Source organism: Flavobacterium sp. ZB4P23 (genome assembly GCF_003970375.1).
In the GTDB taxonomy this organism is placed as follows: Bacteria; Bacteroidota; Bacteroidia; order Flavobacteriales; family Flavobacteriaceae; genus Flavobacterium.
In genome coordinates this window covers 715100-740917 of sequence record NZ_RYDK01000001.1, presented here as the reverse complement: position 1 = coordinate 740917, position 25818 = coordinate 715100, and the positions used below count along the sequence as shown (strand labels likewise).

Here is a 25818-nt window from a genome sequence, read left to right as displayed (position 1 = left end):
CAAACAATTATAACTACATAAAATGGAAGTATTTTTAAATCCTGATGCTTGGGTAGCACTGTTAACATTGACGTTTCTAGAAATCATACTGGGTATTGATAATATCATCTTTATCTCGATTGTTACAGGAAAATTACCCGTTGAAAAACGAAAAAAAGCCACGCAAATTGGTTTATTTCTAGCCATGTTCATGCGGATTGCGTTGTTATTTGGGATTACACTTCTTATTGCAATGAAAGAACCGTGGTTTAGTGTGGATTGGGGTTGGTTCTCTGCTCATTTTAACGGGCAAGCGATGATATTATTGGCCGGTGGTATATTTCTGATTTACAAAAGTACCAAGGAAATTCACGAAAAAGTAGACCATAAAGGAGAAGAAGAAAAAAATTTAAAAACTTCGGCGGCAAAATCATTTGCTAACGTTATTGTCCAGATTTTGTTGATTGACCTTATTTTCTCCGTAGACAGTATTTTGACTGCTGTAGGCATGACTAACGGACTGGAAGGTGCATTGTATATTATGATTACGGCTGTTTTAATTTCTGTTGGGGTTATGATGCTGTTTGCGGTGCCGGTTGGAACGTTTGTAAACAACAATCCATCTATACAGATTTTAGGTTTGGCATTTTTAATTCTGATTGGTTTTATGCTGATCACGGAGAGTATGCACTTATCCGAAGCAGTATTGGTAGGCCAATCTGTAGGAGTGGTTCCTAAAGCTTATTTGTATTTTGCAATTGCCTTTTCATTGGCTGTCGAGTTTCTAAACATGAAAATGAGAAAGAAAAAATAATTATTTATAAAAAAAAAATGCTCCAAATCGGAGCATTTTTTTTATTCTAAACTTAATATTATCTGACCGTCATCATCGCGGTGAATGCCTGAATCGTCAGCATTAGTTCCCCCTTTTACTTCCAATTCTTCTGGAATAATTTCCTCCGGTGCTTCATAAGGCAAAGAGTCCAGCAGGTTTACTTGTTTTAACTTATCAGCGGTTAATTGATTCCCTAGTGCTTTAAATCCTTTGAGTGCAATAAACGACTCTATATCTACAGTTATATTTTCTTTTTGAACGCCTTTCACTTTTGTGAAAACTAATTCAGCTACTGGACGATACTCTGTTGATACAATTTCAAGATGTGAATTAGTATGTTCTGTAATAAAACTTTCCTCTTTGTTTTCGGTTTCCACCAAAAAGCGTTTGATGTAGTAACGTTCTTTTTCACCATCATAATAAATGGCTGAAATTGGTTTTTTTGGAATCCATTTTTCTAAAACGATCATATCTTCATCGAAATGTGTAGATAATTCTGGTGTAATTACCTTTACTTTTCCGGATTGCGAAAGGATCAAAATTTTATCATTAGGTCTAAATTCGCCTAACAGTTCTCCTCTTCCATCCACATTAAGTCTTTGTACGGTTTCATCAAACCATACTTTTCGAGGCAATAATGTTGAAATTCCTTTTTCTTTTAATTCAATTTTCTTGATTGGATATTTAGTGACTAAATTTCCTTTCGAACCTCTTCCTTTTATAGCTAAACTCGCAAAATCAATGTCGAATTTTAGTTTTTTGACAGTTCCCACCTGACGCAACATAATGGTAATTACTTCTGCCTCTCCGTTTGGATTACAGGAGAAATACACCACTTGTGATCCTGTACTTTCATTCGTCAGATCATACGCTTTGTCTCTAGTCACACCTGAAACATTGAATCGTTTTATATAAGAAGGTCCTGATTTTCCGTCACGGTAAATCGTATTGTAAATGGTCCGTTTATCACTTTTGTCAAAAATGGCAATATGAATGATATCTTTTCCCACAAAGGTTTTCGCATCTACCTTGGTAATTATCATTTTTCCGTCACGCAGAAAAACAATTACATCGTCAATATCAGAACAGTCTGTAACATATTCGTCTTTTTTTAAACTCGTTCCTACAAAACCTTCTTCTCTGTTTACGTACAATTTAGTATTTCTAAGGACTACCTTCGTGGCTTCGATATCATCAAAAACACGAAGCTCAGTTTGGCGTTCTCTCCCTTTACCATATTTCTCTTTTAATCGTGTGAAATAGGCTATAGCAAAATCAATCAGATGTTCTAAATCGTGTTTCACTTGTTCAATATCTCCTTCCAGCGCTTGAATTTTATCTTGAGCCTTGTTGCTGTCAAATTTAGAAATACGCATGATTCGGATGTCCAATAAACGCAGAATATCGTCTTCGGTAACGGCGCGCTTCAGGTGTTTAATGTAGGGTTTCAGTCCATCATCTACCGCTTTAATGACGCCTTCCTTAGTGGTCTGTTCTTCAATATCACGATAAATTTTATTTTCGATAAATATACGTTCCAAAGAAAGAAAATGCCATTGCTCCTCTAATTCACTCAACTGGATTTCGAGTTCGCTTTTCAGTAATTGGACCGTTCTGTTGGTCGAAATTTTCAACATCGCAGAGACTCCAATAAACAGCGGTTTGTTGTCTTCAATCACACAGCCTAATGGTGCCACCGAAGTTTCACAGGCCGTAAAGGCAAACAATGCATCAATGGTTTTATCAGGAGAAACACCCGGAAAAAGATGAATTAATATTTCGACCTCAGCAGCGGTGTTATCTTCAATTTTCTTGATTTTGATTTTCCCTTTTTCATTGGCTTTCAAAATACTGTCAATCAAAGTCGTCGTATTGGTCGAAAACGGAATCTGGGTAATTACCAAAGTATTTTTATCTAGCTGACTAATTCTGGCTCGCACACGGATACGTCCACCACGCAATCCATCGTTATAATTGGATACATCTGCAATTCCCTGTGTCAAGAAATCAGGATATAAAGTAAACGGTTTTCCCTTTAATATTTTTATCGATGAATCGATTAATTCATTAAAATTATGAGGCAATACTTTCGTAGAAAGACCTACTGCGATTCCCTCGGCTCCGGAAGCTAATAATAATGGGAATTTAACTGGCAGGTTATTGGGTTCTGCCCGTCTTCCGTCATAGGACACACCCCAATCGGTAATTTTTGGAGAGTACAACACTTCTAAAGCAAATTTAGACAAACGTGCTTCAATGTAACGCGAAGCCGCAGCACCATCACCTGTCAGAATATTTCCCCAGTTACCTTGACAATCAATCAGTAATTCTTTTTGCCCTATTTGCACCATCGCATCACCGATACTCTGATCTCCGTGAGGATGATATTGCATGGTGTGCCCAACAACATTGGCCACTTTATTGTAACGACCATCATCCAGCTCCTTCAAAGAGTGCATGATACGGCGTTGCACCGGTTTAAAACCATCTTCAATAGCCGGTACGGCACGCTCTAATATTACATACGAGGCATAATCCAGAAACCAGTCCTTATACATTCCCGTAACTTTGGTAATGGTATCGTTGCCGTCTTCTTGATTGTCGTAAAAATGCTGGCCTTTCGAGGTTTTTTCTTCAGATTGATTTTCATTAATCGAATTATCTTCTTCCTGACCTTCTGGTAATATGTTATCGTCTTCTTCGTCTTTCATTATCTTGATTCCGAAATTAATTGTATTAAATCTTATCTGCTTAGCAGAATTGTTTTGTATTTGCTAGCAAAAATTTGCTCATTCTTTTCAGGTAAAGTATATTCTAAAACCAAATCACTTTTGTTTTGGCACAGTACAATTCCTATGGTTTTATTTTCATCTTCAAAACGCATTTCTCGGTCATCTTAATTGACATACATTTGCATTTGTCACAAATCTTGGTGTTTTAATTCTCCTATTTTTAAATCAATCAGTATAAAACATTTAAGAATCCTGAAATTTTTTGATAATTTAATTTATTTAAATCTACAGACACTGTCTGCGCTTTTTGAGATTTGAATTCCGCAGTCAGTGATTGCGAATTTCGAATTTCTAAAATCCGGGTCAATGAATCGGATTTTGAATAAGTTATGTAAAATTGTTTTATTTGTTCTAAATTCCGAATCGAAAACCCTTTTCCAAACTGAATAGTCAACTGTTCAGAAAGTCCTTTTAGTAGTTGCTTTCCGCATTCAGCTCGTTCTTTTCCGCTTTGCTCTTCTTCAACAATCATTCTTCCCATTTCAAAATAGGTGTAAACCATTGTTGAATTTACGGTACGTAAAACCTGTTGACGGGTATTTTGCAACAGCGTGACCACTTGAGAAAATAAAATTTTATTTTGAGAATTATTTGGAATTGTATTTTCTTCGTCTTTCATTAAATATATTCTATTGAATAGTAGTTAATTATATTTTTTGTCTTAAAATGCTAAAACGAATATTTTTCTTTACAAATATGCTCTTCTTTTGTGACACTATTTCCATTTTTATCCAACTCTTTTTTTACAACTGTTTCACATTCCTTGTGATCATTGCTCTTTATAATAAAAAAAGTAGCTGAAAAACTGATCACAAATAGTAGGGCAATAAGAATAAGTATTCTTTTTGTAGGCATTTTATAATTATTTAAATTTTCTCAATCACATCTAATTCCACCTTCAAATTCTTGATGATAAATTCCTGTCTGTCCGGCGTATTCTTGCCCATATAGAACGACAATAATTGCTCAATCGAAGTGTTTTTATCCATCATAATAGGTTCTAAACGAATGCTTTCGCCTATGAAATTTTTGAACTCATCCGGTGAAATTTCACCTAGTCCTTTGAATCGGGTAATTTCTGGTTTTGGTTTTAATTTTTCAATAGCATTTCTTCGTTCCTCATCAGAGTAACAATAAATGGTTTCTTTCTTGTTTCTAACCCTGAAAAGTGGCGTTTGCAAAATGTATAAATGCCCTTCTTTTATCAATTCAGGGAAAAACTGCAGGAAAAAAGTAATCAATAACAAGCGAATATGCATTCCATCAACATCCGCATCTGTAGCAATTACGATGTTGTTATACCGCAATTTTTCTAAGCCATCTTCAATATCCAGTGCCGCTTGCAGCAAATTGAACTCTTCATTTTCATATACAATTTTCTTGCTCATTCCATAGGAATTCAAAGGCTTACCACGCAAACTAAAAACGGCTTGCGTATTTACATTGCGCGATTTAGTAATGGATCCGGATGCAGAATCTCCCTCGGTAATAAAAAGCGTGCTTTCCAGATTTTTAGGGTTTTTAGTATCTGGGAGATGCGCCCTACAATCTCTTAATTTTTTATTGTGCAGATTTGCTTTTTTGGCACGATCTGTCGCTAATTTTCGTATTCCGGACAATTCTTTGCGCTCTCTTTCGGCTTGAATAATTTTTCGTAATAATGCTTCTGCGGTTGGTGGATTTTTATGCAAGTAATTGTCCAATTTGGTTTTCACAAAATCGTTTACAAAAGTACGCACGGAAGGCATTCCCGGTTCGGATCCCATGTCAGTTGAACCCAATTTAGTTTTGGTTTGCGACTCAAAAACAGGCTCCATTACTTTGATGCTGATCGCTGTAACGATTGATTTTCGAACATCAGAAGCTTCAAAACTCTTGTTGTAAAACTCCCTGATGGTTTTAACAATTGCTTCCCGGTAGGCTGCTAAATGTGTTCCGCCTTGAGTCGTGTTTTGTCCGTTTACAAACGAATGGTATTCTTCGCTGTATTGGGTTTTGCTGTGCGTCAAAGCAATTTCGATATCCTCACCCTTCAAGTGAATGATAGGATATTCTAAATCCTCAGCATGAATAGTTTCTTCTAATAAATCTTTCAGACCATTTTCTGAAAAATATTTTTCACCGTTGAAAAGAATTGTCAAACCATTGTTTAAGTAACAATAATTTTTGAGCATTTTGATTACATATTCATACCGATATTTGTAATTTTTGAAAATTGCTTCATCTGGAATAAAAGTAACTTTGGTTCCTTTTCGCTTGGTGGTTTCGATAATATCTTCTTCAAGGACAAGGTTTCCTGCTGAGAATTCTGCTGCTTTTTGTTTTTCATCCCTAACGGATTCTACTCTAAAATAATTGGACAACGCATTGACTGCTTTTGTCCCTACTCCGTTCAGACCAACTGATTTTTTAAACGCAAGTGAATCATATTTTCCGCCGGTATTCATTTTGGAAACTACATCAATCACTTTTCCCAAAGGAATTCCACGTCCATAATCCCTGACCGTAACGGTTTTATCTTTGATAGTGACCTCGATTGTTTTTCCAGCACCCATAACAAATTCATCGATACAGTTATCGAGTACTTCTTTCAGCAGAATGTAAATTCCGTCATCTGAAGAGGAGCCGTCGCCTAATTTTCCGATGTACATTCCGGGACGCATGCGAATATGTTCTTTCCAGTCGAGTGACCGAATGTTGTCTTCGGTATATTGATTTTGATCGGACATTGTAGGTTTTGTGGATTTGGTGCTAATGTAGTGTAATTCGATAAAATTTAAAACAGGAAGTCATCAAAGTTATTAAGAATGATATTGACAACCGATTTAGAATTAACGATTTTAGATTGCAGATTTCAAATTGAAATTGATTTTTGATATTCGAATTTAAAAAATCTTGATAATCTCTTTCAACTGATTGTCTAATTCAGCATTAGAAATCTTATTATTTATCGCATCAAAATTAGCCTCAAAACTAGGCAATGAAAAAGTCGCTTTTATGTTTCCGCCATAAAAGGGGAAAGCGTTATTTGCAATTCCCAAAACGCTTGCGCCACCTTTGGCTCCGGGAGAAGTAGCCATCAATAACATGGGTTTTTCCTGAAAAACCTTCGCATTTATTCTGGTACACCAGTCAAAAACATTTTTGAAAGCGGCAGAATAATTTCCATTATTTTCCGCCATGGATACCACTAGAATATCAGCAGTAGTAATTTTAGCCAGAAATGATTTTGCTAATTCATGCTGACCAATTTCTTTTTCTATATCGACGGTAAATATCGGCATTTGGAAATCATTTAAATCCAGCACCTCAACTACTGCATTTTCAAAAAGATTCGCTGCGTAAGTCGCTAATTTTTTGTTGATCGAGTTTTTGCTGGGGCTTGCGCCAAAAGCGATTATTTTCATGATACTTTATTTTGACTAAAAGTACTAAAAATTGGTTCAGCTCCAAAATAATTAGCCACAGATTGACCCATTTTGAAAACAAAGATGAAACTATGAAATATGATATTTGCAAAATCAATTTTACCCCAGAGTGAAATGGAAAGCATTTTTCTGATCAATCTCATTTTTTTCTTGACAAAAAGAGTAACCAGCGGAAGCTCCTTTTTTTGTCTTAGAAAAAAGAGATTGTTGGAGAAATATTACTTCATTAAACTTTTATTTTAATTGGAGTTCAGTGAACTTCGTTTGAAGTGGAAAGCTGGATTGGGTACAAAAAAGTCGAAAGCTAATACTAACTTTCGACTTTATGACTTTGGACATTATGACTTATTTACACGTTGAATCTAAAATGCATCACATCACCATCTTTTACGATGTATTCTTTTCCTTCTACTTTGAATTTCCCGGCTTCTTTACATTTAGCTTCGGAACCGTAATGTACAAAATCCTCGTATGCAATCACTTCGGCGCGGATAAATCCTTTTTCGAAATCAGTGTGAATTACTCCTGCAGCTTGTGGCGCAGTTGCCCCAACATCTATAGTCCAAGCCCGAACTTCCTTAACGCCTGCGGTAAAATAAGTTTGTTGCTTCAATAATTTATAAGCTGCACGTATCAAGACTGAGGCTCCGGGTTCGCTTAAACCCATATCTTCCAGAAAAACCTGACGCTCTTCGTAGCTTTCTAATTCGGTAATATCAGCTTCAGCACCAACCGAAAGAATAATTACTTCCGCATCTTCATCTTTGACCAATTCCCGAACCTGATCCACATATTTGTTTCCATTTACTGCTGAGTTTTCATCAACATTACAGACGTATAAAACTGGTTTTGCTGTAATTAACTGAAACGCTTCCATCAAAACCTCTTCATCATTGTTTTGAGGAATTACTATTCTTGCTGATTTTGCCTGAAGCAATGTTTCTCTGATTCGGTCTAAAAGAGCTTTTTCGGTTTGTGCTTCTTTATTTCCCGTTTTAGCGGCACGATTTACTTTTTCTAAGCGTTTTTCAACATTCTCCAAATCCTTCAATTGCAGCTCGATGTCTATGGTTTCTTTGTCGCGGATAGGATTTACATTTCCGTCAACGTGAACAATGTTATCGTTATCAAAACAACGCAAAACATGGATGATCGCATTACATTCTCTAATGTTTCCAAGGAATTGATTTCCTAAACCTTCCCCTTTACTAGCTCCTTTTACTAATCCTGCAATATCAACGATATCGACAGTTGCCATTTGCACGCGTTCTGGTTTTACTAATTCTTCCAGTTTTTCCATTCTGGAATCCGGAACATTTACAACACCTATATTGGGTTCGATGGTGCAAAAAGGAAAGTTGGCACTTTGCGCTTTTGCATTGGATAAACAATTGAATAATGTTGATTTTCCAACATTTGGTAATCCTACAATTCCTGCTTTCATATGTAGATAATATTTATTTTTAATGGAGTATAGTATCGTCACTTTTGCTGTTTTTGAACAGATTTCATCACGATTTTGTAATGCTTTTTTTGAATGACACGCTAAACGTAAAATTTAGTAGCTACCGCTAAAAGTATGCAAAGATAAGATTTTAAAAATGTTTAAATAAGTAAAATTTCAGATTAAACGTATCTGAAATATTTTTTATAAAAAAACGAAAAATTTACTAATATTTTGTTAAAAAAAATTATATTGCGATCGATTTAAAACCAAACCAAAAATCAAACAAAACTTATTATGAGAAAATTTGCATTATTATTATTATTATTTCTATTAAACATCTCGTTTCTTTTTGCACAAAAAGAAGTCTCGGGTGTTGTAAAAGAAAACATCGGGAATGCTTTGCCTGGTGTAAACATTGTTGAAAAGGGTACTCAAAATGGGGTTTCTACTGATATGAATGGAGCATACAAGATAAAAGTTAAAGACGGGGCTACTTTAGTTTTTAGCTATGTAGGTTTTGCTAAATTAGAAAAAGCAGTTACAAGTGCTGTGCTGAATGTTGTCTTATCAGAAGAAGGCGGACAAAATCTAAATGAAGTTGTAGTTACTGGAAGCAGAACTGCGCCAAGAAGTAATACCACATCAGCATTACCTATTGATGTTATTTCTGCAAAGGATTTAGCCTCAACAGGGCAAGCTTCTTTTGACAAAGCTTTACAATACAAGATTCCATCGTTCAACACCGTTCAGACTCCGGTAAATGATGCAACTTCATTACTGGATCCGTATGAGATTAGAAACATGGGACCGAGTAGAACGTTAATCCTTATCAACGGGAAACGTAAAAATTTAAGTTCTTTACTTTATGTACAAACCTCTCCGGGACGTGGTGAAACAGGTGCTGACATCTCTGCTATTCCTACTGATGCAATCGAAAGAGTGGAAATACTTCGTGATGGTGCATCGGCTCAATACGGTTCTGATGCAATTGCAGGGGTAATGAATATTATCTTAAAAAAAGGAACACGTGACGGATCAGTAACAGTAAGAAGTGGAATGACTTCTGCTGGTGACGGCGAAATGCTAGGTGTAAGTTTAAATAATGGAACAACGGTAGGAGAAAAAGGATTTATAAATTATACTATTGATTTTTCGAAAGTTAATTTATCTAACAGACCAGGGACTGTAGATGCCGCTGGTGAAGCAGCAGATTTTGGGGCTTCTCTATCAGACGTTCAGGCATTTTTAGCTAAAAAACCAGATGCAGGGAATATTAATGGTTCACCTGAAACTGCTGCTGCAAAATTCTTAGTAAATGGTGGAAGTGAATTAAGCGAAACATCTCAATTGTATTACAATGCCGCTTATGTTTACAAAAAAGTAAATTCATTTGCTAACTACAGAACTCCATATTGGATAACATTAGCATCTGCACCTTATTTGAAAGACTTATTTGGTGACGGTACTGCAGCTTCTTACCAAGGATATGTTCCTACTTTTGAAGGGGATTTAAATGACTATAACGGAACATTAGGTTACAAATCAACTAAAAATGACTGGAATACTGACGCGAGTATTACTGTAGGTGGTAACACCCAATCATATACTGTAAACAACTCACAGAATAGATCTAACATTGTAGATGGAAATGGTGCTCAAGTTTACAGAGACAACAGCCCAATATCATTCAAACCAGGAGGGACTGCTTTCAATCATATTGTAGGAAACTTAGATGTCTCTAAAATATTATCTGACAAAGTTAGTATTGGTTTTGGATCTGAGATGAGAACAGAAACTTTTGAAGTAATTGAAGGAGATAAAGCATCTTGGGACGGCATGGGAGCTGATTCATTTGCAGGTAATCGACCTGAAAATTCAGGATCATGGAATCGTTATAATTTAGGAGCTTATTTTGACCTTGCTTATGATGTGACCAAAGATTTCTTAATTAATGGTACTGTTCGTTATGAAGATTATAGCGATTTCGGTGGTGCAACAGTTTGGAAATTAAGTTCTAGATATAAATTTTTAGATGACAAAATTACATTAAGAGGGTCTATTTCTACTGGATTTAGAGCACCTACATTACACCAAATCTATACTCAAAAATCGCAGTATTCATTCCTTCCTGGACAAGGAATTCAAGTTAGTGGAATTATAAATAACGTTTCACCACAAGCACGTAAATTAGAAATTGATCCGCTAGATGCTGAGAAATCAACAAATATCACTATCGGAATTGGAGCAAAACCAACGAAAAATTTTAATTTCACAGTAGATTACTATAACATTAAAGTGGAAGACAGAATCGTTTTAGGTGACAGAAAGGATACTGATTTTGGAAATGTAGCTTGGTTTGAAAATTCATTTGACTCTAGAACTTCAGGTTTAGATGTAGTTGCTAATTACAACAACCTTCTATTGGGATCTGGAAAACTTGGATTCAATTTATCTGGAAATATTACTTTTCAAAATGAAAGAATCTCACCTGTAAAAAAAGACAATTTTGGACCTATACTTGAATCTTTAATGTTTACTTCAAGACCTGAAACAAAATGGATTTTAGGAGTGAATTATGAAATTGGAAAATTTGGTTTCTCCATTAACAACACTTACTTTGGAAAAAGTACCTTTAATCAAGATGGCTTAGCTACAAATGATCCGAATGCTCCAGTTGGCTCTGCAAATTATTTAAAAGCTAATTTAAAAACGGAGTTTATTCCAAAAGTTATTACTGATTTAGGAGTTACTTTTTCTGCTACCGAAAAATTAACTTTGGCATTGAATGTAAACAACTTATTGAATGTACTTCCTGAATGGAAATTTGTAGCAGAAAATGCTAAGGGTGTAGAACTTTTAAACGATCCTGCTCAAGTAAAAAATCAGTCTAACTTGATTACTTTCAACCAACGTTACTCTCAAATGACGTATGATGGATACCACTTTAGCCAATTAGGAACAATGTTTAATTTATCATTAAACTATAAATTCTAATTTAAGTATTTAATTAATTATAAAGGGCTGTCAATCGACAGCCCTTTTTGGTACTAATAATTAATAGAACAAAGGATTATTTTTGTTTTATTAAATTGATTTTTAGGTATTTAATTCGCATTTATGTAGTTGCACGATAGCTCAAAAAAATCAATTTTTGGGCCTTTCATCAAGTGAAAAATATTTTTTTGTCTGCTCCTTAAAAAGAGGTAGTTCCACAGGTTTCTCCTTTTTAAAATATAAACAAAAAAGGCTACTCATGTATCCGATTTAGAAAGATTAGAGAAACTATTTTCTTTGACAATCATTGCTTTTGTATGGTGTTATAAAATTTGTGACTATTTAGATGAAAACATCCAAATAATAATAAAAAAAAACATGGAAGAAGAGCAGTAAACGTTTTTAAATATGGATTTGATTACTTGTCAAAATTTATTTTAACAGGATTTAAGTTTTTAGAAAACAATCTGTTTTACTTTTTGTCATGTACTTAACTAAATGATCCTAAAAAAAACGGCGTTTAAAGGAACTGTAAACGCCGTTTGATTTTATATAAAAGAAATTAGTTATCGAATTGCGTTTATATATTCCTCGATTTTACCGGTACCATTTTCAGTTAAATGCTGAATGAAAGCGCTTCCTATAATTGCTCCTTTGGCAAATTGAGTGGCTTGATTAAAGGTTTCCTTGTTATTGATGCCAAAACCTACTACTTGAGGGTTTTTCAGATTCATCTTGGTAATGCGTTTGAAATAGTCTTCTTGAACGCTTCCAAAACCGGATTGTGATCCTGTAACGCTCGCGGAACTTACCATGTAAATAAATGCATCAGATACACTGTCAATAAAGTTGATGCGCTCGTCAGAAGTTTGTGGTGTAATTAAGAATATATTTTTCAATCCGTATTTCTCGAAAGTTAATTTATATTCATCTGCATAGACATCAACCGGAAGATCGGGAATGATTAACCCGTCAATGCCAATCTCCGCACATTTCTGGCAGAAATTCTCGATTCCGTATTGTAACATTGGGTTGAAATACCCCATAATCACTAAAGGAATAGATACTGTTTTACGAATGTCTTTTAATTGGTAAAACAAAACTTGTGTCGTCATTCCGTTGTGCAATGCTTGTGTGGAACTGGCTTGAATCGTTGGTCCATCAGCCAATGGATCACTGAACGGCAATCCTATTTCAATCATATCCACCCCGCTTTTTTCTAAATCCTGGATGATTTGTACGGTATCGTTAAGGTTGGGATATCCTGCCGAGAAATAGATGGAAAGGATCTTCTTAGTGTCTTGTAGTTTTTGATTTATTCGGTTCATTGTCGTATTTTTTTATTCTATTTTAGGATCTTTTTTACCTTGGAGTTTTAATTGGAATGTTTAGATAGCGGCGCTGTACGCCCAAGCTTTTTGGTCGGATTGCAAATGCACTTCAACACGTTTGTAATGCAATCCTTCGTACAAATCCGTTTGGCGAAGTTCTTGTGAAGAAACGGAATACACCATTCCGTTGATGGTGTCTTCCGGTTTTTGGGTTTCTGTAATAATGGGGTAGTGCACTAATCCAAATTCTTCTTCAATTTGGATTTCTTTTATGATGTAACCAATTAGTGTTTGAGGCGTTCCCTCAAGAATACGTCCAAAAAGATCTTTTTGTATGTCCACATTTTGTAAGCTGCCGTAAGCGAATAATTTTTCCATAGTTTCTATTTTTAAAATGTGAATTGAACGTCATTTTTATGTTGTTGGGTTTGCGTTAAGGATTACTTCACTAAACTCTTATTTTTTATTGGAGTTCAGTGAACTTCGTTTGCAGTGAAAATCCTTTTTCGTCTCGTTTTTTAACGAGATAAAAAAGAGTGCAGTGAAAATCCTGACCTCGCAGTAACGTTAGTGGAAGCGAGGGAACGCCCCGAAATAATTTCGGGATAAACCCTAAAAAAATGAGGGTCAAATCAACTATAATTTAAAATAATCAATATAAGTATTCAAATCCTTATCGCCACGACCGGAAAGATTGATGACAACAATATCATCTGCTTTGAATTTCATTTGGTCGAGAACGGCAAAGGCATGCGCACTTTCGATAGCGGGGATCAGTCCTTCCATTTGGGATAATTTTAACCCCCATTGCATGGCTTGATCATCCGTTATGGAGATGAATTGTGCTCTGCCAGTAGCGAATAAATTAGCGTGCATAGGACCTACGCCTGGATAATCCAATCCTGCCGAGATGGAATATGGCTCGGTGATTTGACCATCAGGAGTTTGCATCAACAAGGTTTTACTACCGTGAATAACGCCTACTTTCCCTAATGCCGATGTAGCAGCACTTTCGCCTGAATCGACTCCTAATCCTGCTGCTTCGACCGCAATAATAGTCACGTCTTCATTATCCAGAAAATGATAATAGGCTCCGGCAGCATTGCTACCACCACCTACACAGGCAATCACATAGTCAGGGTTTTCACGACCTTCTTTTTCCAATAATTGTTCTTTAATTTCCTTAGAAATAACACTTTGGAAACGCGCCACCATATCCGGATAAGGGTGTGGTCCTACGACGGATCCAATGATATAATAGGTGTCTACAGGATTGTTAATCCAGTCGCGAATGGCTTCGTTTGTGGCATCTTTTAAGGTTTTTGATCCTGAAAGCGCTGGACGCACTTCGGCACCCAACATTTTCATACGAGCTACATTTGGCGCTTGACGTTTGATGTCAATTTCACCCATATACACGATGCATTCCAGTCCCATTAACGCACAAACAGTTGCTGTTGCTACGCCATGTTGCCCGGCACCGGTTTCGGCAATGATACGTTTTTTACCCAAACGTTTGGCTAATAAAATTTGTCCAATGGTGTTGTTCACTTTATGCGCGCCAGTATGACATAAATCTTCTCTTTTTAGGTAGATTTTAGTGTTGTATTGTTCTGATAACCGTTTTGCAAAATAAAGAGGCGTAGGGCGACCAACATACTCTTTAAGCAAGGCATCAAATTCAGCCTGAAATTCAGGCTCAGCTGTAATTTTTAAATAATTTTGACGTAATTCTTCCACATTTGGATATAACATTTCAGGAATGAAGGCGCCTCCAAATTCTCCGTAATAGCCTTTTTCGTTAACGTTGTATGACATAGTTTTATTTTTTTATTTTATTATCTGTAGAGACGTACTGCAGTGCGTCTTTACACAATTGTATGTTTTTTAAACCGGGTTCTATCTCAAATTTACTGTTTACATCAATGGCGTAAAGCGGTAAATTGGTTTTCGAAATTTCATTTATAGCGCCCATTTCATCAATTCCGATTCCACCACTCAAGAAAAACGGTTTGCTTGAGGGATACTTTTCTAATACTTTCCAATTGAATGTGGTTCCGTTGCCTCCGGGTAATTTTCCTTTGGTATCAAAAAGAAAATAATCACAAACGGTTTCAAACGGTTTTAGTTCCTCAAAATCAAAAGAATCATCAACAGAGAATACTTTTATAATATCAATTTTACGATCAATTTTATTTTTTAATTCCTGGCAAAAGGCAACGGATTCGTGACCGTGCAATTGAATGGCCTGCAAATCGTGTTTATTGGTTTTCGCCAAAATAACTTCGGTCCTTTCATTGACAAAAACGCCTACTTTTTTAATTGATTTTGGTAAATTTGGAATCACACTATCAAAATATCGAGCCGATTTCTCCCAGAATATAAATCCCATATAATCGGGTAGAAGCGACCCTATTTCGATTATATTATCGGGATATTTCATGCCGCAAATTTTTATCCCCACCCCAGCCCACCTCGAAGGGGATGGAGTCGAAGTGTCTTGATGGTCTGTTTGTTTTTTCATTTCCAGTTTTTTTTTAAATTCAATCCTTTTAGAGTTTTGAACCTTAACAGGGTTGTTTTATAGTTGGCTGATAAATTCGGTTGCAGCTTTACCTGCATTATCAGTTTTCATAAAGTTTTCTCCAATCAGGAATCCTTTATATCCGAATGGTTTTAATTCCTTAATCGCTTCAACTGATGAAATCCCACTTTCGGAAATTTTTACAAAATCATTTGGGATTTGCGCTGCTAATTGCTTGCTGAAATCCAAACTCACTTCGAATGTTTTTAGATTGCGATTGTTTACACCAATCATATCTAAGGTAGGCATAATAGATTTTTCCAGTTCCTCTTGATTGTGTACCTCCAGTAAAACTTCTAGTCCTAAACTTTTGGCAAATTCAGACAAGGATTTGATTTCTTCTCTGGTTAAAATTGCTGCGATAAGTAGAATTAAATCGGCTCCGTATGCTTTGGCTTCCAATATTTGATAGTCATCAACAATGAATTCTTTTCTCAATAATGGTATATTTACTGTGGCTCTTGCCAAAAGTAAATCGTCTAACGAACCACCAAAATATTTTCCATCTGTCAATACTGAAATTCCGCAAGCCCCAGCATTTTCATAGCCTTTGGTTACTTCTTCAACAGTAAAACTATAATTTATTGCTGCTTTGGAAGGCGAACGGCGTTTGTGCTCCGCAATAATTCCGGATGTACTGTTCCGTAAATTATCACTCAAAGAAATAGTTTTTTTTTCAAAGAAAACGGAAGCTTCCAATTGTGAAACAGGTATGATAGATTTCTTGAGAATGACTTCTCTTTTTTTGTCAACTATGATTTTATCTAAAATATTCATTTATTTTTTTGTTTAAAGTTTTCTTTGTTCAAGGTTTAAAGTTGTTCGAAATGCAAACAACTTTAAACCTTGAACTTCAAACTATTTTTATTTACTTAAATCTTTCAATTTCTTCAAAGCTACAAGTCCTTTACCGGATAATAAACTTTCTTTCGCTATTTGAAATCCTTCTAAAGGAGAACATTTTGTAACAGTCGCAATTGCCATGGCCGCATTGGCACAAATCACATTATTTTGTGCTTCAGTTCCTTTTCCGGAAATGATGTCAGTAAACATTTGAGCAGATTGCTCTATAGTTTTCCCTCCTTCGATTTCGCTTTGCAGCAAAAGGCGAACACCAAAATCTTCCGGATTTATCATGCCTTCCATGGAGCTGGTAATCGTTTTTGTAGGTCCCGTCAAGGACACTTCATCATAGCCGTCAAGCGAATGCAGGATGGTAAAGTTCACATCAGTATTTTGATATAAATACGCATACATTCTGGCCATTTCTAAATTGAAAACACCAACCAATTGATTTTTTGGGAACGATGGATTTACCATTGGTCCTAACATATTGAAAAAAGTTTTTACCCCTAATTCTTTTCGAATAGGTCCCACATTTTTCATAGCGGGGTGAAATAAGGGCGCATGTAATATACAAATCCCTGCTTTATCGATGCATTTTTCCAGAAAATCAGCATCGTTGCTGAATTTGATTCCTAGTTTCTCCATTACATTACTCGAGCCAGAAATAGAGGATACTCCGTAATTACCATGTTTAGCTACTCTTATTCCGGCTCCGGCAACTACAAAAGAAGCCAGAGTTGAAATATTGAATGTGTCCTTCCCGTCACCACCAGTGCCACATAAATCAATGGTATTGTAGGCGGATAAATCCACACGAATGCACAGTTCTAATAATGCTTCACGAAAACCGGCTAACTCTTCAATGCTGATGCTTCGCATCATATACACGGTAAGGAAAGCAGCTATCTGACTGGTGTTGTAACTTCCGTAGGAGATATTAACTAATACGTTTTTTGCTTCTTCTTTCGAAAGCATTTCGTGGTTGATTAATCGGTTTAATATATTTTTCATTTTTATATATGTCTTAAAGTTGAAAGTCTTAAAGTCTTAAAGTCTTTCGACTTTGTGATATTTGACTTTATGACTAATTTTTAACCCAATTCTCCAATATCTTTTTCCCATTTGGAGTCAACACACTTTCGGGATGAAATTGTACACCACGGACATCGTATGTTTTGTGGCGCAATGACATTACCTGCCCGTTTTCATCAAAGGAAGTTGCCTCTAGAATATCCGGTAAATTGGCATTAACTACCCAGGAATGGTACCGCCCTACTTCAAATTCCTTTCCTAACCCTTCAAATAAAAGCTCATCATCAACAACAGTTTTTACATTAGTGGCCACACCGTGGTAGACTTTTTCTAAATTAGAAAGTGACCCACCGTAGACTTCACCTATTGCTTGTTGGCCTAAACATACCCCAAAAATACTTTTTGTAGGGCCATATTTTTGAATCACTGCTTTGAGTAACCCCGCTTCATCCGGAATTCCGGGTCCCGGCGAAAGAAGAATTTTATCGAAAACGGCAATTTCATCAATATCAAATTCATCGTTTCTATAAACGGTTACTTCGCAATCTAAATCTTCCAGATAATGCACTAAATTGTAAGTGAAACTATCGTAATTATCTATAACTAGTATTTTTTTCATTTTCCTCCCCCAACCCCTCCGAAGGAGGGGAGTACCTATTGGGGTAAATAGGTTTTTTAATTGTTATTTTTATTTACAACTTCATAAGTTGCTAATTTTTTTACATTTGGCTCCCTTTCCTTCCCTTCCCTTCGGGGAGGGTTGGGGAGGGGATTTATATTGTTTCTGCTAAATCCAAAGCGGCATTTAAGGCCCTCAATTTATTATATACTTCCTGCATTTCGCTTTCTTCATCTGAACTGGCTACAATTCCGGCGCCGGCTTGAGAATGCAATTGATGGTTTTTACTAAGGAAAGTCCGAATCATAATCGCATGATTAAAATTACCTTCAAAATCCATAAAACCTATAGCACCACCATAAAAATTACGATTTGTTTTTTCATACTCCTCAATCAGTTGCATGGCTCTGTGTTTGGGAGCGCCACTCAATGTTCCAGCTGGAAAAGTATCGGCTACAACCTGCATTGTAGAAGCTTTTTCATGTAAATGTCCGGTTACTTTTGAAACTAAGTGAATGACATGTGAGAAAAACTGCACCTCCCTGTATTTCTCTACATTCACATTATGACCGTTGCGGCTCAAATCATTTCGGGCTAAATCCACCAACATCACATGTTCACTATTTTCTTTTTTATCAATGGATAGCTCTTTGGCAAGAATGGCATCTTTTTCATCATCTCCCGTTCTTTTAAAAGTTCCTGCAATAGGATGAATTTCAGCTTTACGGTCTTTAACAATAATTTGGGCTTCTGGCGAAGAACCAAATATTTTGAAATCACCGTAATCAAAAAAGAATAAATAAGGCGAAGGATTAATGCTTCTCAATGCTCTATATACATTGAATTCATCGCCCTTGAACCCTTGTGTAAATCGTCTGGACAAAACCAATTGGAACACATCACCTCTAAAGCAATGTTTTTTGGCTAAAGCCACATTATGTTTGAATTCTTCGTCGGTTAAATTTGAAAATCCTTCTCCTTGTTTCGAAAATTTATAAGAAGCAATATTTCGGGATTGTAATAATTGTTCAATTTCTGAAATGTTGTTTTTACCATCTAAACTATGACAAAAAATATAGGCCTCATTCTTGAAATGATTAATAGCAATTATGTTTTGGTACACGGCATAATACACATCAGGAATGGTATTGCTATTTTCTTTTTTGGCAATAGACACTTTTTCAAAGTAACGAACAGCATCGTACGAAATATATCCAAAAAGTCCATTATTGATGAATTTAAAATCGTTTTTCTCGGATTTGAATTGACCTGAAAATTCTTGAATTACTTGCGGGATATTGGTGTTGGCATCAATTTCAATTTTCTCAAAACTCCCATCAGGAAATGTTTTGTAGATGATTTCATTTTCTATTTTTATGGAAGCAATCGGATTACAACAAATATAGGAGAAACTGTTGTCATTACCATGATAGTCGCTGCTTTCCAGTAGTAAACTATTTGGGAATTTATCACGAATTTTGAGATATACGCTGACAGGAGTTATCGTATCTGCCAGGATTTGTTTGTATTTGGTATTTAATATCAAAGTTTTCATTATGTTTTTATTATTTGATAGCAACAGGATGTATCCTGTGCGTTCTAATTTATAATTTGAAACAAAAAAAGGCCTGTCGTGATGACAAGCCTTTTATATTTATAGTTTTAATAATACTATAGGAGCTTAGTTCACGACGACTGACGTAAATTGTTCCACCACCAAGTATTGTTTAAAATTGTTTTCATGTTACAAAGATAGAAATGAAATTTGATTTTTCAAAAACATTAGGCGTTAAATAAGTTGAAAGGTAAAGTTTTTTTGTTAAATAAATATGCAGGCTAGAATTATTAAAAATAAAACCCCAACAATTGCTTGTTGGGGTTTGAAAACAAAATGTACTGAAATTTAGAATTTCAAAGCAACAGCTAAAGTAAATTCGTCTGAGATTGCTTTGTCTCCAAGGTTGTCAAAGAAACTTCCGGAACCGTATTTGATATCATATTTTGTTCTATCAATTATTACAGTACTTGAAGCTGTATTTGCGGTTGTGGTTAAATCAAAAGTAACTGGTTTCGTAATTCCTTTAATTGTTAAATCTCCAGTTACTGTATACACATTAGGCGCTTTAGTTACTAGTTTTTTGAATACTAGAGTTGCTGTTGCAAATTTTTCAGTTCCAAAAAAATCTTCTGATTTCAAGTGGCCTTCTAATTTTTCTTTGCCTTGACCTGCTTTTAAATCTGTTGCCAAAAGTGAGGTCATGTCTACGTTGAAGGTACCGCCAACTAATTTTTTTCCTTTAAAAACTAATGCGCCATCTTTCAGGTTGATTGTTCCTTCATGTTGTCCCGTTACTTTTTTTCCTGTCCAGTTGATGGTGCTTTTTGCAACATCAACTTTTTTAGTTTGGGCTGTTACAGATACCGCAGATAAAACTACTACTAATGCTAATGCGATTGATTTGAATTTTTTCATGTGTTTGAGTGTTTAAATTTGAATTTGATTAATAATTATAATGTGATAAATAATTCTTCGTTTGATTTTCTAACTTTTTTGTTGTGTTGTGTTGCATCTTCCTCGTGTCTGTAGCCAATAGTTGCTATTAAAGTGGCATTTAATCCTAATTTGTCCAGACCTAATATTTCATTAACCTCGGCGGGAACAAAACCTTCCATAGGTGTAGCATCAATTTTAAGTTCAGCAGCGGCGTTCAATAAATTTCCTAAAGCTAAATACGTTTGTTTTGCCGTCCAGATATTTCGCATTTCTTCGGAAAGAGACGTAATGTTTTTGATTACCAGCTCTTGATATCCCTTCATACTTTCTAAAGGAATTTGTCTGGTTTCACTGGTGTTTTTAAAATAATTATCGATTCCAGTTGTGCCAAAGTTAATTTCATTAGCAAAGATAATTAAGTGTGATGCCTCTACAATTTGTGATTGTCCCCAGGCCGATGGTCTAATTTTAGCTCTTAATTCAGGATTTTCAACAATTATGACTTTGTAAGGTTGCAATCCGTAGGAAGAAGAACTTAAACGGATTGCTTCTTTTAGAATGTTTAAATCTTCATTGGATATTTTCTTGGTGGCGTCAAATTTTTTGGTGGCGTATCTCCAATTTTGGTGATCTAAAAAGGTGTTCATATTGTATATACTATTTATTGGTTTCTGTATTTTTCTAATAATTGATTTAATTGAATGATTTCCTCTGCACTCAAATTTTTTGAGAAAAACCGTTCGTGCGCTATAACTTTAGGATCTAATACTGCTAGAACATCTAATCCTTTTTGTGTAATCAGAACTTCTATTTTACGTCTGTTTTCAGGACACACTTTTCGAGTGACAAACTCTTTCAATAGTAGTTTGTCAACTAATCGGGTGGTGTTGCTGGTCTTGGCTAACATTCGCTCCTGAATAGCCCACATATTTGCAGGATTTCCTTTTTGCCCTCTTAATATTCGAAGTACATTGTATTGTTCTCCTGATATTTCGTGAGGTTTTAATAATTCATTAAAGTTTTCTGTAATTACATTTTGTGTGTACAACACATTAAGGATAATTTTTTTTGAATTATCCATTGGTATAGTTGTTTTTAAAATTTCTTCAATTTTCATATTTGTATATATGTAATTTGTTGGTACAAATGTAACACTTTTTATAGTTGTATATACAAATGTTGATTTTTTTTGTTAATTATTTTTTAAGTGCTATACAGGATACTGGTTTGTGCAAATAAAAATAAGGCAAACACTAGCCGCTCCCAGCGCATAATATGCCAATTTGTAAATAATGTTTTCATTTTTTGTCTCTAAAAAAGGAATCTGAATTTAGTTCTTTATTTTTTTGATAGCGTACTTTTCGTCATAAGCAGTCACTTCCTGTAATGTTTCGGTTGTAATTTCCTTTTTACTCACAAGTAGTACATCGGCAAAATTACTGCTGATGCTTACATTTAAAACACCATTAATTGCCAGTAGTTTTTCTATAAGTTTTTCCATACAGTCGCTATCTGTAATGCCTTCCAGCTCATATAAATTCACAACAACCTGACTGTTTTTTTTTAATTCGATAAACAACTCTGAATTTGCTCTTGGTGCAATTGAATCTTTAGACACATCTATTTTCAAAAAGTCAAAAGCACCTTTGAAAATCAGTTCATATTCTTCTTTGTTTCCGCCAAAAGGAGGTCCGGATTCAAACGTTCTATTGAATAATAATCCCGCCAGAATTCCTTCTTCAGCCAAGAGTTGATGCATTTTCCAAACGTATTTCTGGCGCATTGTAGGAGGCAAAGCGCAGAAAAAAGTTTGCTCAATAATCAAATCATACTTTCCCTGATATGCAAAGAAATCGCCTAAAACAATCTTAATAGAAGGGTTGTTTTTAAATTTTTCTTTTAAAGCTCTAACAGGTGTTGGAGCAATATCAATAACGGTAACATTTGTAAATCCATGCTCCAGAAGATATTCCGCTTCGTAGCTGTTGCCACAACCGGGAATCAAAACACGACTGTTTTTAGTAATTATAGTATTGATATACCTTTGTAAGGGCGGAGATACTTGGCCTAAATCCCAACCGGTTGTTTTGGTTTTGTATTGTGTTTCCCAATAGGCTTGGTCCAGCGGTTCGTTGTTAGAAATGACACAACATTTTAGATGCTCCATAATTTTTTTTTTTTGAAATAGCCATTACTTTGAAACAGCCGTTGTCATTGAAATTATTTTTATTTCAAAATTTTGCTTTGGCAAACGAAATCTGTTTTAGGAGCAGTCGTTTTTGCAATAGCATTAAAACCGCCTTCAATTTCAGTAAAATTTCTAAAACCCCGCGCTTCCAGTATTGAAGCCGCAATCATACTGCGGTATCCACCGGCACAATGCAGGTAAAAATGGGCTTTAGGATTTATGTCTTTGATCCATTCATTAATAGCTGCTAATGGCTTGCTGTAGGACTCCTCAACATGCTCTGCGGAGTATTCACTTTCTTTCCGAATGTCGATTACTTTGCTTTGGCCAATTTTTACTTCCTTGGCAAATTGTTCTGCAGTAATTCTATGTACGGTATCCATTTCTTTTCCTGCTTTTGCCCAGGTATCAAAACCACCAGCCAGATGCCCCATTAAGTTGTCAAAACCCACACGGCTCAAACGCGTAACGGTTTCTTCCTCTTGTCCCGGTTCACAAACAATCAGGATGGGTTGTTGCACATTGGCAATTAAAGTGCCTACCCAAGGAGCAAAATCACCATCGATACCAATGTTTATGGATTGCGGAATAAATCCTTTGGCAAATTCCCCATTTTTCCGAGTGTCCAATAATAAAGCTCCGGTTTCTTCAGCGGCTACTTCAAATTCAGAAGGGGAAAGCGCACGCATTCCCAGATTCAAAACGTTTTCAAAACTTTCATATCCTTTTTTGTTCATTGCCACATTCATACCAAAATAAGCTGGCGGAGGCAATAAACCTTCGGTGACTTCATGAACAAATTCAGCTTCCGTCATATTCGCACGCAACGCATAATTGGTCGCTTTTTGGTCGCCAATGGTCGAAACGGTTTCCTTGCTCATGTTTTTTCCACAGGCACTTCCTGCACCGTGAGCAGGATATACGATGACGTCGTCTGCCAAGGTCATAATCTTTGTTCGTAAAGAATGAAATAAAGTTGTGGCCAGCTGTTCCTGGGTCATGTGTGCCGCTTTTTGGGCTAAATCCGGTCTTCCCACATCACCAATGAACAAGGTGTCACCGGAGAAAATGGCATGGTTTTTTCCGTTTTCGTTTATCAATAAAAAAGTGGTGCTTTCCATGGTATGTCCCGGCGTGTGTAGTACTTTTATTTTGATGTTTCCAATGCTGAATTCCTGTCCGTCATTTGCAGAAATGCATTCAAATTCACATGTTGCATTTGGGCCATAAACAATAGGAGCACCAGTTTGACGGCTTAAATCTATGTGACCGGAAACAAAATCAGCGTGAAAATGAGTTTCAAAAATGTATTTTAATTGCACACCATCTCGTTCTAATCGATCCAGATAGGGCTGGGTTTCCCGTAACGGGTCAATAATGGCTGCTTCTCCATTTGATGTGATATAATAGGCGCCTTGTGCTAAACATCCGGTATATATTTGTTCGATTTGCATGATTGCGTTTTTTTAATTTATGGTATAAATGTACTTCTGTTTTTTAGGATAAACGGTAACAATTGCTACATTCTGTTTTTTTAATTCAGGAGAAATTCTTTGATAATAATATACATTCCCATAGCTAACACAAACCAACCAAAAGCCGGTTTTAGTTTTGCGCCATCGATTTTTTTAGATAAATAGGTGCCAATGAACAGTCCCAGGATGGCAATTGCCGAAATGGTAAAAAGTAGTCTGAAATTGATGCTGATACCGTTTAACACATCGCCGCCAAAACCAATTAACGAAGTAATAAAGATAATCAATAAAGAAGTGCCAATAGCTTGTTTCATAGGTAAATTTGCAAAGAAAAGCAATGCTGGAATGATCAAAAAACCACCACCGGCACCTAGAAAACCAGTGAGAAAACCTACTAATAGTCCAATGAGGGCTATCTTGCTGAAATTGTCTTTTTGAAGAGTTTTTTTTGGTATTGCCTTTTTGATCATCGATACGGATGTGGCTATCATAAGACACGCAAACACAATGAGAATCAAAAGATTTTTTGACACTTCAAAATGGTGTAGTGTAAAAATAACGGACGGAATTTTTGGTAACACAATTTCTCGTACAAAAAGTAAAGAGAGGAGAGAAGGAATCGCAAAGGCAAGTGCTGGTTTTATTTTTAAATTACCAAGTTTGTACTGGCTGTAGCTCCCAATCATAGCTGTTATTCCGACTATAAATAACGAATAACTGGTGGCTAGTTCCGGATTGATATTAAAGAGATATACCAGTATGGGAACGGCAAGTATGGATCCGCCACCGCCAATTAAACCCAAAGAAAGACCAATAATAATAGAAGCAAAATAGCCTAAATATTCCATCGTAACATTTTTTTGAAGCTCTGATTTTAAAAATAGTTGCACAAAAGCACCGCTTCAGGGCGTAAATTTTATTTTAACAGTTCAATGTTATTGCGGTGTAAGGCCACAATGCCGCGTTGCTCCATTTTTTTTAACAAACGCGAAATTACTTCTCTTGAGGTATTGAGCTCTGATGCGATTTCCTGATGGGAGAGTTTCAATTCTTTACAACCACACACATCGGCATGGCGTTTTAGATAAAATTCCAATCGCTCATCCATCGCCCGGAAAGCAATGCTGTCAATGACTTCGAGAATCTCCTCAAAACGACTTCTGTAGGTATCAATTACAAATTCATACCAGCTGCGGTGTTGCATCATCCACTTGTCCATCAAGAGTAAGGGCAAGAGGATTAGTTCGACATCTTCAACGACTTTAGCCATGATTTGGCTTTTTTCATTTTTGGTGGCACATATCATTGAAATGGCACAAGCCTGACCGGGTTGCAAATAATACATGAAAAACTCTCCTCCATTTTCATCTTCGCGATAGACCTTAATTTTTCCACGGATTACCAATACAGTATTTTTTATGTACTGTCCGGTGCGCATGATGACATCACCAGTTTTGAAGGATTGGATCGCAGCATTTGCATCCACATCTTTGACTAGTTCAGTAGAAAAGGAAGGAAATATTTTTTTTATGGAATCAAGCATTTTTATTTTTCTCTATATTCTGCCTTGTAAAAGTAGTGTAAATAACTCAAAAAACAGACCGTTTTTCAGACTATAACAGTGTACAAACCTTTGATTTATGGCTTGTTGTCTATGGATTTAATAGACTATTTTTAATAAGAATTCAAGCCTTGGTTTTAGTTTATTGATGTTTAATGTTTTGCGAAAACGATTTTTCAATAAAAATATCTAATTAACAATTGTTACGTTTAT

24 protein-coding genes are annotated in these 25818 nt (G+C 35.8%); 2 read left to right on the top strand and 22 right to left on the bottom strand.

Annotated features, from left to right (window positions below; translation table 11 throughout):
* Positions 1 to 22: 22 nt before the first annotated feature.
* Positions 23 to 793, top strand: coding sequence for a TerC family protein (locus EKL99_RS03135; protein ID WP_126463058.1), 771 nt, complete (start codon positions 23 to 25; stop codon positions 791 to 793).
* 41 nt (positions 794 to 834) lie between these two features.
* On the opposite strand, the gene EKL99_RS03130 is transcribed toward EKL99_RS03135, so the two are convergent.
* From EKL99_RS03130 to ychF, 7 genes are all read right to left on the bottom strand, one after another.
* Positions 835 to 3525 (bottom strand): DNA gyrase/topoisomerase IV subunit A, encoded by a 2691-nt coding sequence (locus tag EKL99_RS03130; RefSeq protein ID WP_126576374.1) that lies wholly within the window; start codon positions 3523 to 3525, stop codon positions 835 to 837.
* Positions 3526 to 3557: 32 nt separating this feature from the next.
* On the bottom strand, positions 3558 to 3698 hold the full coding sequence (locus EKL99_RS14605; protein ID WP_231507362.1) for a PDDEXK nuclease domain-containing protein: 141 nt from the start codon (positions 3696 to 3698) through the stop codon (positions 3558 to 3560).
* Positions 3699 to 3775: 77 nt separating this feature from the next.
* Positions 3776 to 4225, bottom strand: coding sequence for a DUF1016 N-terminal domain-containing protein (locus tag EKL99_RS03120; RefSeq protein WP_126553545.1), 450 nt, complete (start codon positions 4223 to 4225; stop codon positions 3776 to 3778).
* 50 nt (positions 4226 to 4275) lie between these two features.
* Positions 4276 to 4461, bottom strand: a complete 186-nt coding sequence (locus EKL99_RS03115; protein ID WP_126553547.1) for a hypothetical protein — start codon at positions 4459 to 4461, stop codon at positions 4276 to 4278.
* Between the two features lie 11 nt (positions 4462 to 4472).
* Complete coding sequence (locus EKL99_RS03110; protein ID WP_126463051.1) at positions 4473 to 6335, bottom strand: DNA topoisomerase IV subunit B; 1863 nt, start codon at positions 6333 to 6335, stop codon at positions 4473 to 4475.
* 156 nt (positions 6336 to 6491) lie between these two features.
* On the bottom strand, positions 6492 to 7013 hold the full coding sequence (locus EKL99_RS03105; RefSeq protein ID WP_126576373.1) for an NADPH-dependent FMN reductase: 522 nt from the start codon (positions 7011 to 7013) through the stop codon (positions 6492 to 6494).
* Positions 7014 to 7383: 370 nt separating this feature from the next.
* Positions 7384 to 8478 (bottom strand): redox-regulated ATPase YchF, encoded by a 1095-nt coding sequence (gene ychF / locus EKL99_RS03100; RefSeq protein ID WP_126463046.1) that lies wholly within the window; start codon positions 8476 to 8478, stop codon positions 7384 to 7386.
* Positions 8479 to 8775: 297 nt separating this feature from the next.
* On the opposite strand from ychF, the gene EKL99_RS03095 reads away from it, so the two are divergent.
* Positions 8776 to 11475 carry a TonB-dependent receptor gene (locus tag EKL99_RS03095; RefSeq protein ID WP_126576372.1) on the top strand — a complete coding sequence of 900 codons (2700 nt, stop codon included), beginning with the start codon at positions 8776 to 8778 and terminating at the stop codon, positions 11473 to 11475.
* 566 nt (positions 11476 to 12041) lie between these two features.
* Here EKL99_RS03095 and trpA read toward each other — a convergent pair.
* From trpA to EKL99_RS03020, 15 genes are all read right to left on the bottom strand, one after another.
* Positions 12042 to 12803 (bottom strand): tryptophan synthase subunit alpha, encoded by a 762-nt coding sequence (trpA, locus tag EKL99_RS03090; protein ID WP_126576371.1) that lies wholly within the window; start codon positions 12801 to 12803, stop codon positions 12042 to 12044.
* Between the two features lie 60 nt (positions 12804 to 12863).
* On the bottom strand, positions 12864 to 13184 hold the full coding sequence (locus tag EKL99_RS03085) for a gamma-glutamylcyclotransferase family protein (protein WP_126576370.1): 321 nt from the start codon (positions 13182 to 13184) through the stop codon (positions 12864 to 12866).
* Positions 13185 to 13442: 258 nt separating this feature from the next.
* Positions 13443 to 14624: a tryptophan synthase subunit beta gene (gene trpB / locus EKL99_RS03080; RefSeq protein ID WP_126463038.1), complete on the bottom strand. Its 1182-nt coding sequence runs from the start codon at positions 14622 to 14624 to the stop codon at positions 13443 to 13445.
* Between the two features lie 4 nt (positions 14625 to 14628).
* Positions 14629 to 15249, bottom strand: a complete 621-nt coding sequence (locus tag EKL99_RS03075) for a phosphoribosylanthranilate isomerase (RefSeq protein WP_126576391.1) — start codon at positions 15247 to 15249, stop codon at positions 14629 to 14631.
* Between the two features lie 138 nt (positions 15250 to 15387).
* Positions 15388 to 16167 carry an indole-3-glycerol phosphate synthase TrpC gene (gene trpC / locus EKL99_RS03070; protein WP_126463036.1) on the bottom strand — a complete coding sequence of 260 codons (780 nt, stop codon included), beginning with the start codon at positions 16165 to 16167 and terminating at the stop codon, positions 15388 to 15390.
* Between the two features lie 87 nt (positions 16168 to 16254).
* Entirely contained in the window at positions 16255 to 17247 is a 993-nt protein-coding gene (gene trpD / locus EKL99_RS03065) for an anthranilate phosphoribosyltransferase (RefSeq protein ID WP_126463034.1), read from the bottom strand.
* Between the two features lie 73 nt (positions 17248 to 17320).
* Positions 17321 to 17887 carry an aminodeoxychorismate/anthranilate synthase component II gene (locus EKL99_RS03060; RefSeq protein WP_126553559.1) on the bottom strand — a complete coding sequence of 189 codons (567 nt, stop codon included), beginning with the start codon at positions 17885 to 17887 and terminating at the stop codon, positions 17321 to 17323.
* 154 nt (positions 17888 to 18041) lie between these two features.
* Positions 18042 to 19442, bottom strand: coding sequence for an anthranilate synthase component I family protein (locus tag EKL99_RS03055; RefSeq protein ID WP_126463030.1), 1401 nt, complete (start codon positions 19440 to 19442; stop codon positions 18042 to 18044).
* A gap of 348 nt (positions 19443 to 19790) precedes the next feature.
* Positions 19791 to 20360, bottom strand: coding sequence for a YceI family protein (locus EKL99_RS03050; protein ID WP_126463028.1), 570 nt, complete (start codon positions 20358 to 20360; stop codon positions 19791 to 19793).
* 35 nt (positions 20361 to 20395) lie between these two features.
* Positions 20396 to 21028 (bottom strand): NAD(P)H-dependent oxidoreductase, encoded by a 633-nt coding sequence (locus EKL99_RS03045; protein ID WP_126553562.1) that lies wholly within the window; start codon positions 21026 to 21028, stop codon positions 20396 to 20398.
* Between the two features lie 14 nt (positions 21029 to 21042).
* Entirely contained in the window at positions 21043 to 21498 is a 456-nt protein-coding gene (locus tag EKL99_RS03040; RefSeq protein WP_126463024.1) for a MarR family winged helix-turn-helix transcriptional regulator, read from the bottom strand.
* Positions 21499 to 21711: 213 nt separating this feature from the next.
* Positions 21712 to 22548: a methyltransferase domain-containing protein gene (locus tag EKL99_RS03035; protein WP_126576369.1), complete on the bottom strand. Its 837-nt coding sequence runs from the start codon at positions 22546 to 22548 to the stop codon at positions 21712 to 21714.
* A 59-nt stretch (positions 22549 to 22607) separates the two neighbouring features.
* Positions 22608 to 24023, bottom strand: coding sequence for a rhodanese-like domain-containing protein (locus EKL99_RS03030; RefSeq protein WP_126463020.1), 1416 nt, complete (start codon positions 24021 to 24023; stop codon positions 22608 to 22610).
* Positions 24024 to 24103: 80 nt separating this feature from the next.
* The gene (locus tag EKL99_RS03025) at positions 24104 to 24892 is read right to left on the bottom strand and encodes a sulfite exporter TauE/SafE family protein (protein WP_126463018.1); all 789 of its coding nucleotides are present in this window, start codon (positions 24890 to 24892) and stop codon (positions 24104 to 24106) included.
* A gap of 68 nt (positions 24893 to 24960) precedes the next feature.
* Positions 24961 to 25587 carry a Crp/Fnr family transcriptional regulator gene (locus EKL99_RS03020; protein ID WP_126463016.1) on the bottom strand — a complete coding sequence of 209 codons (627 nt, stop codon included), beginning with the start codon at positions 25585 to 25587 and terminating at the stop codon, positions 24961 to 24963.
* Positions 25588 to 25818 lie beyond the last annotated feature (231 nt).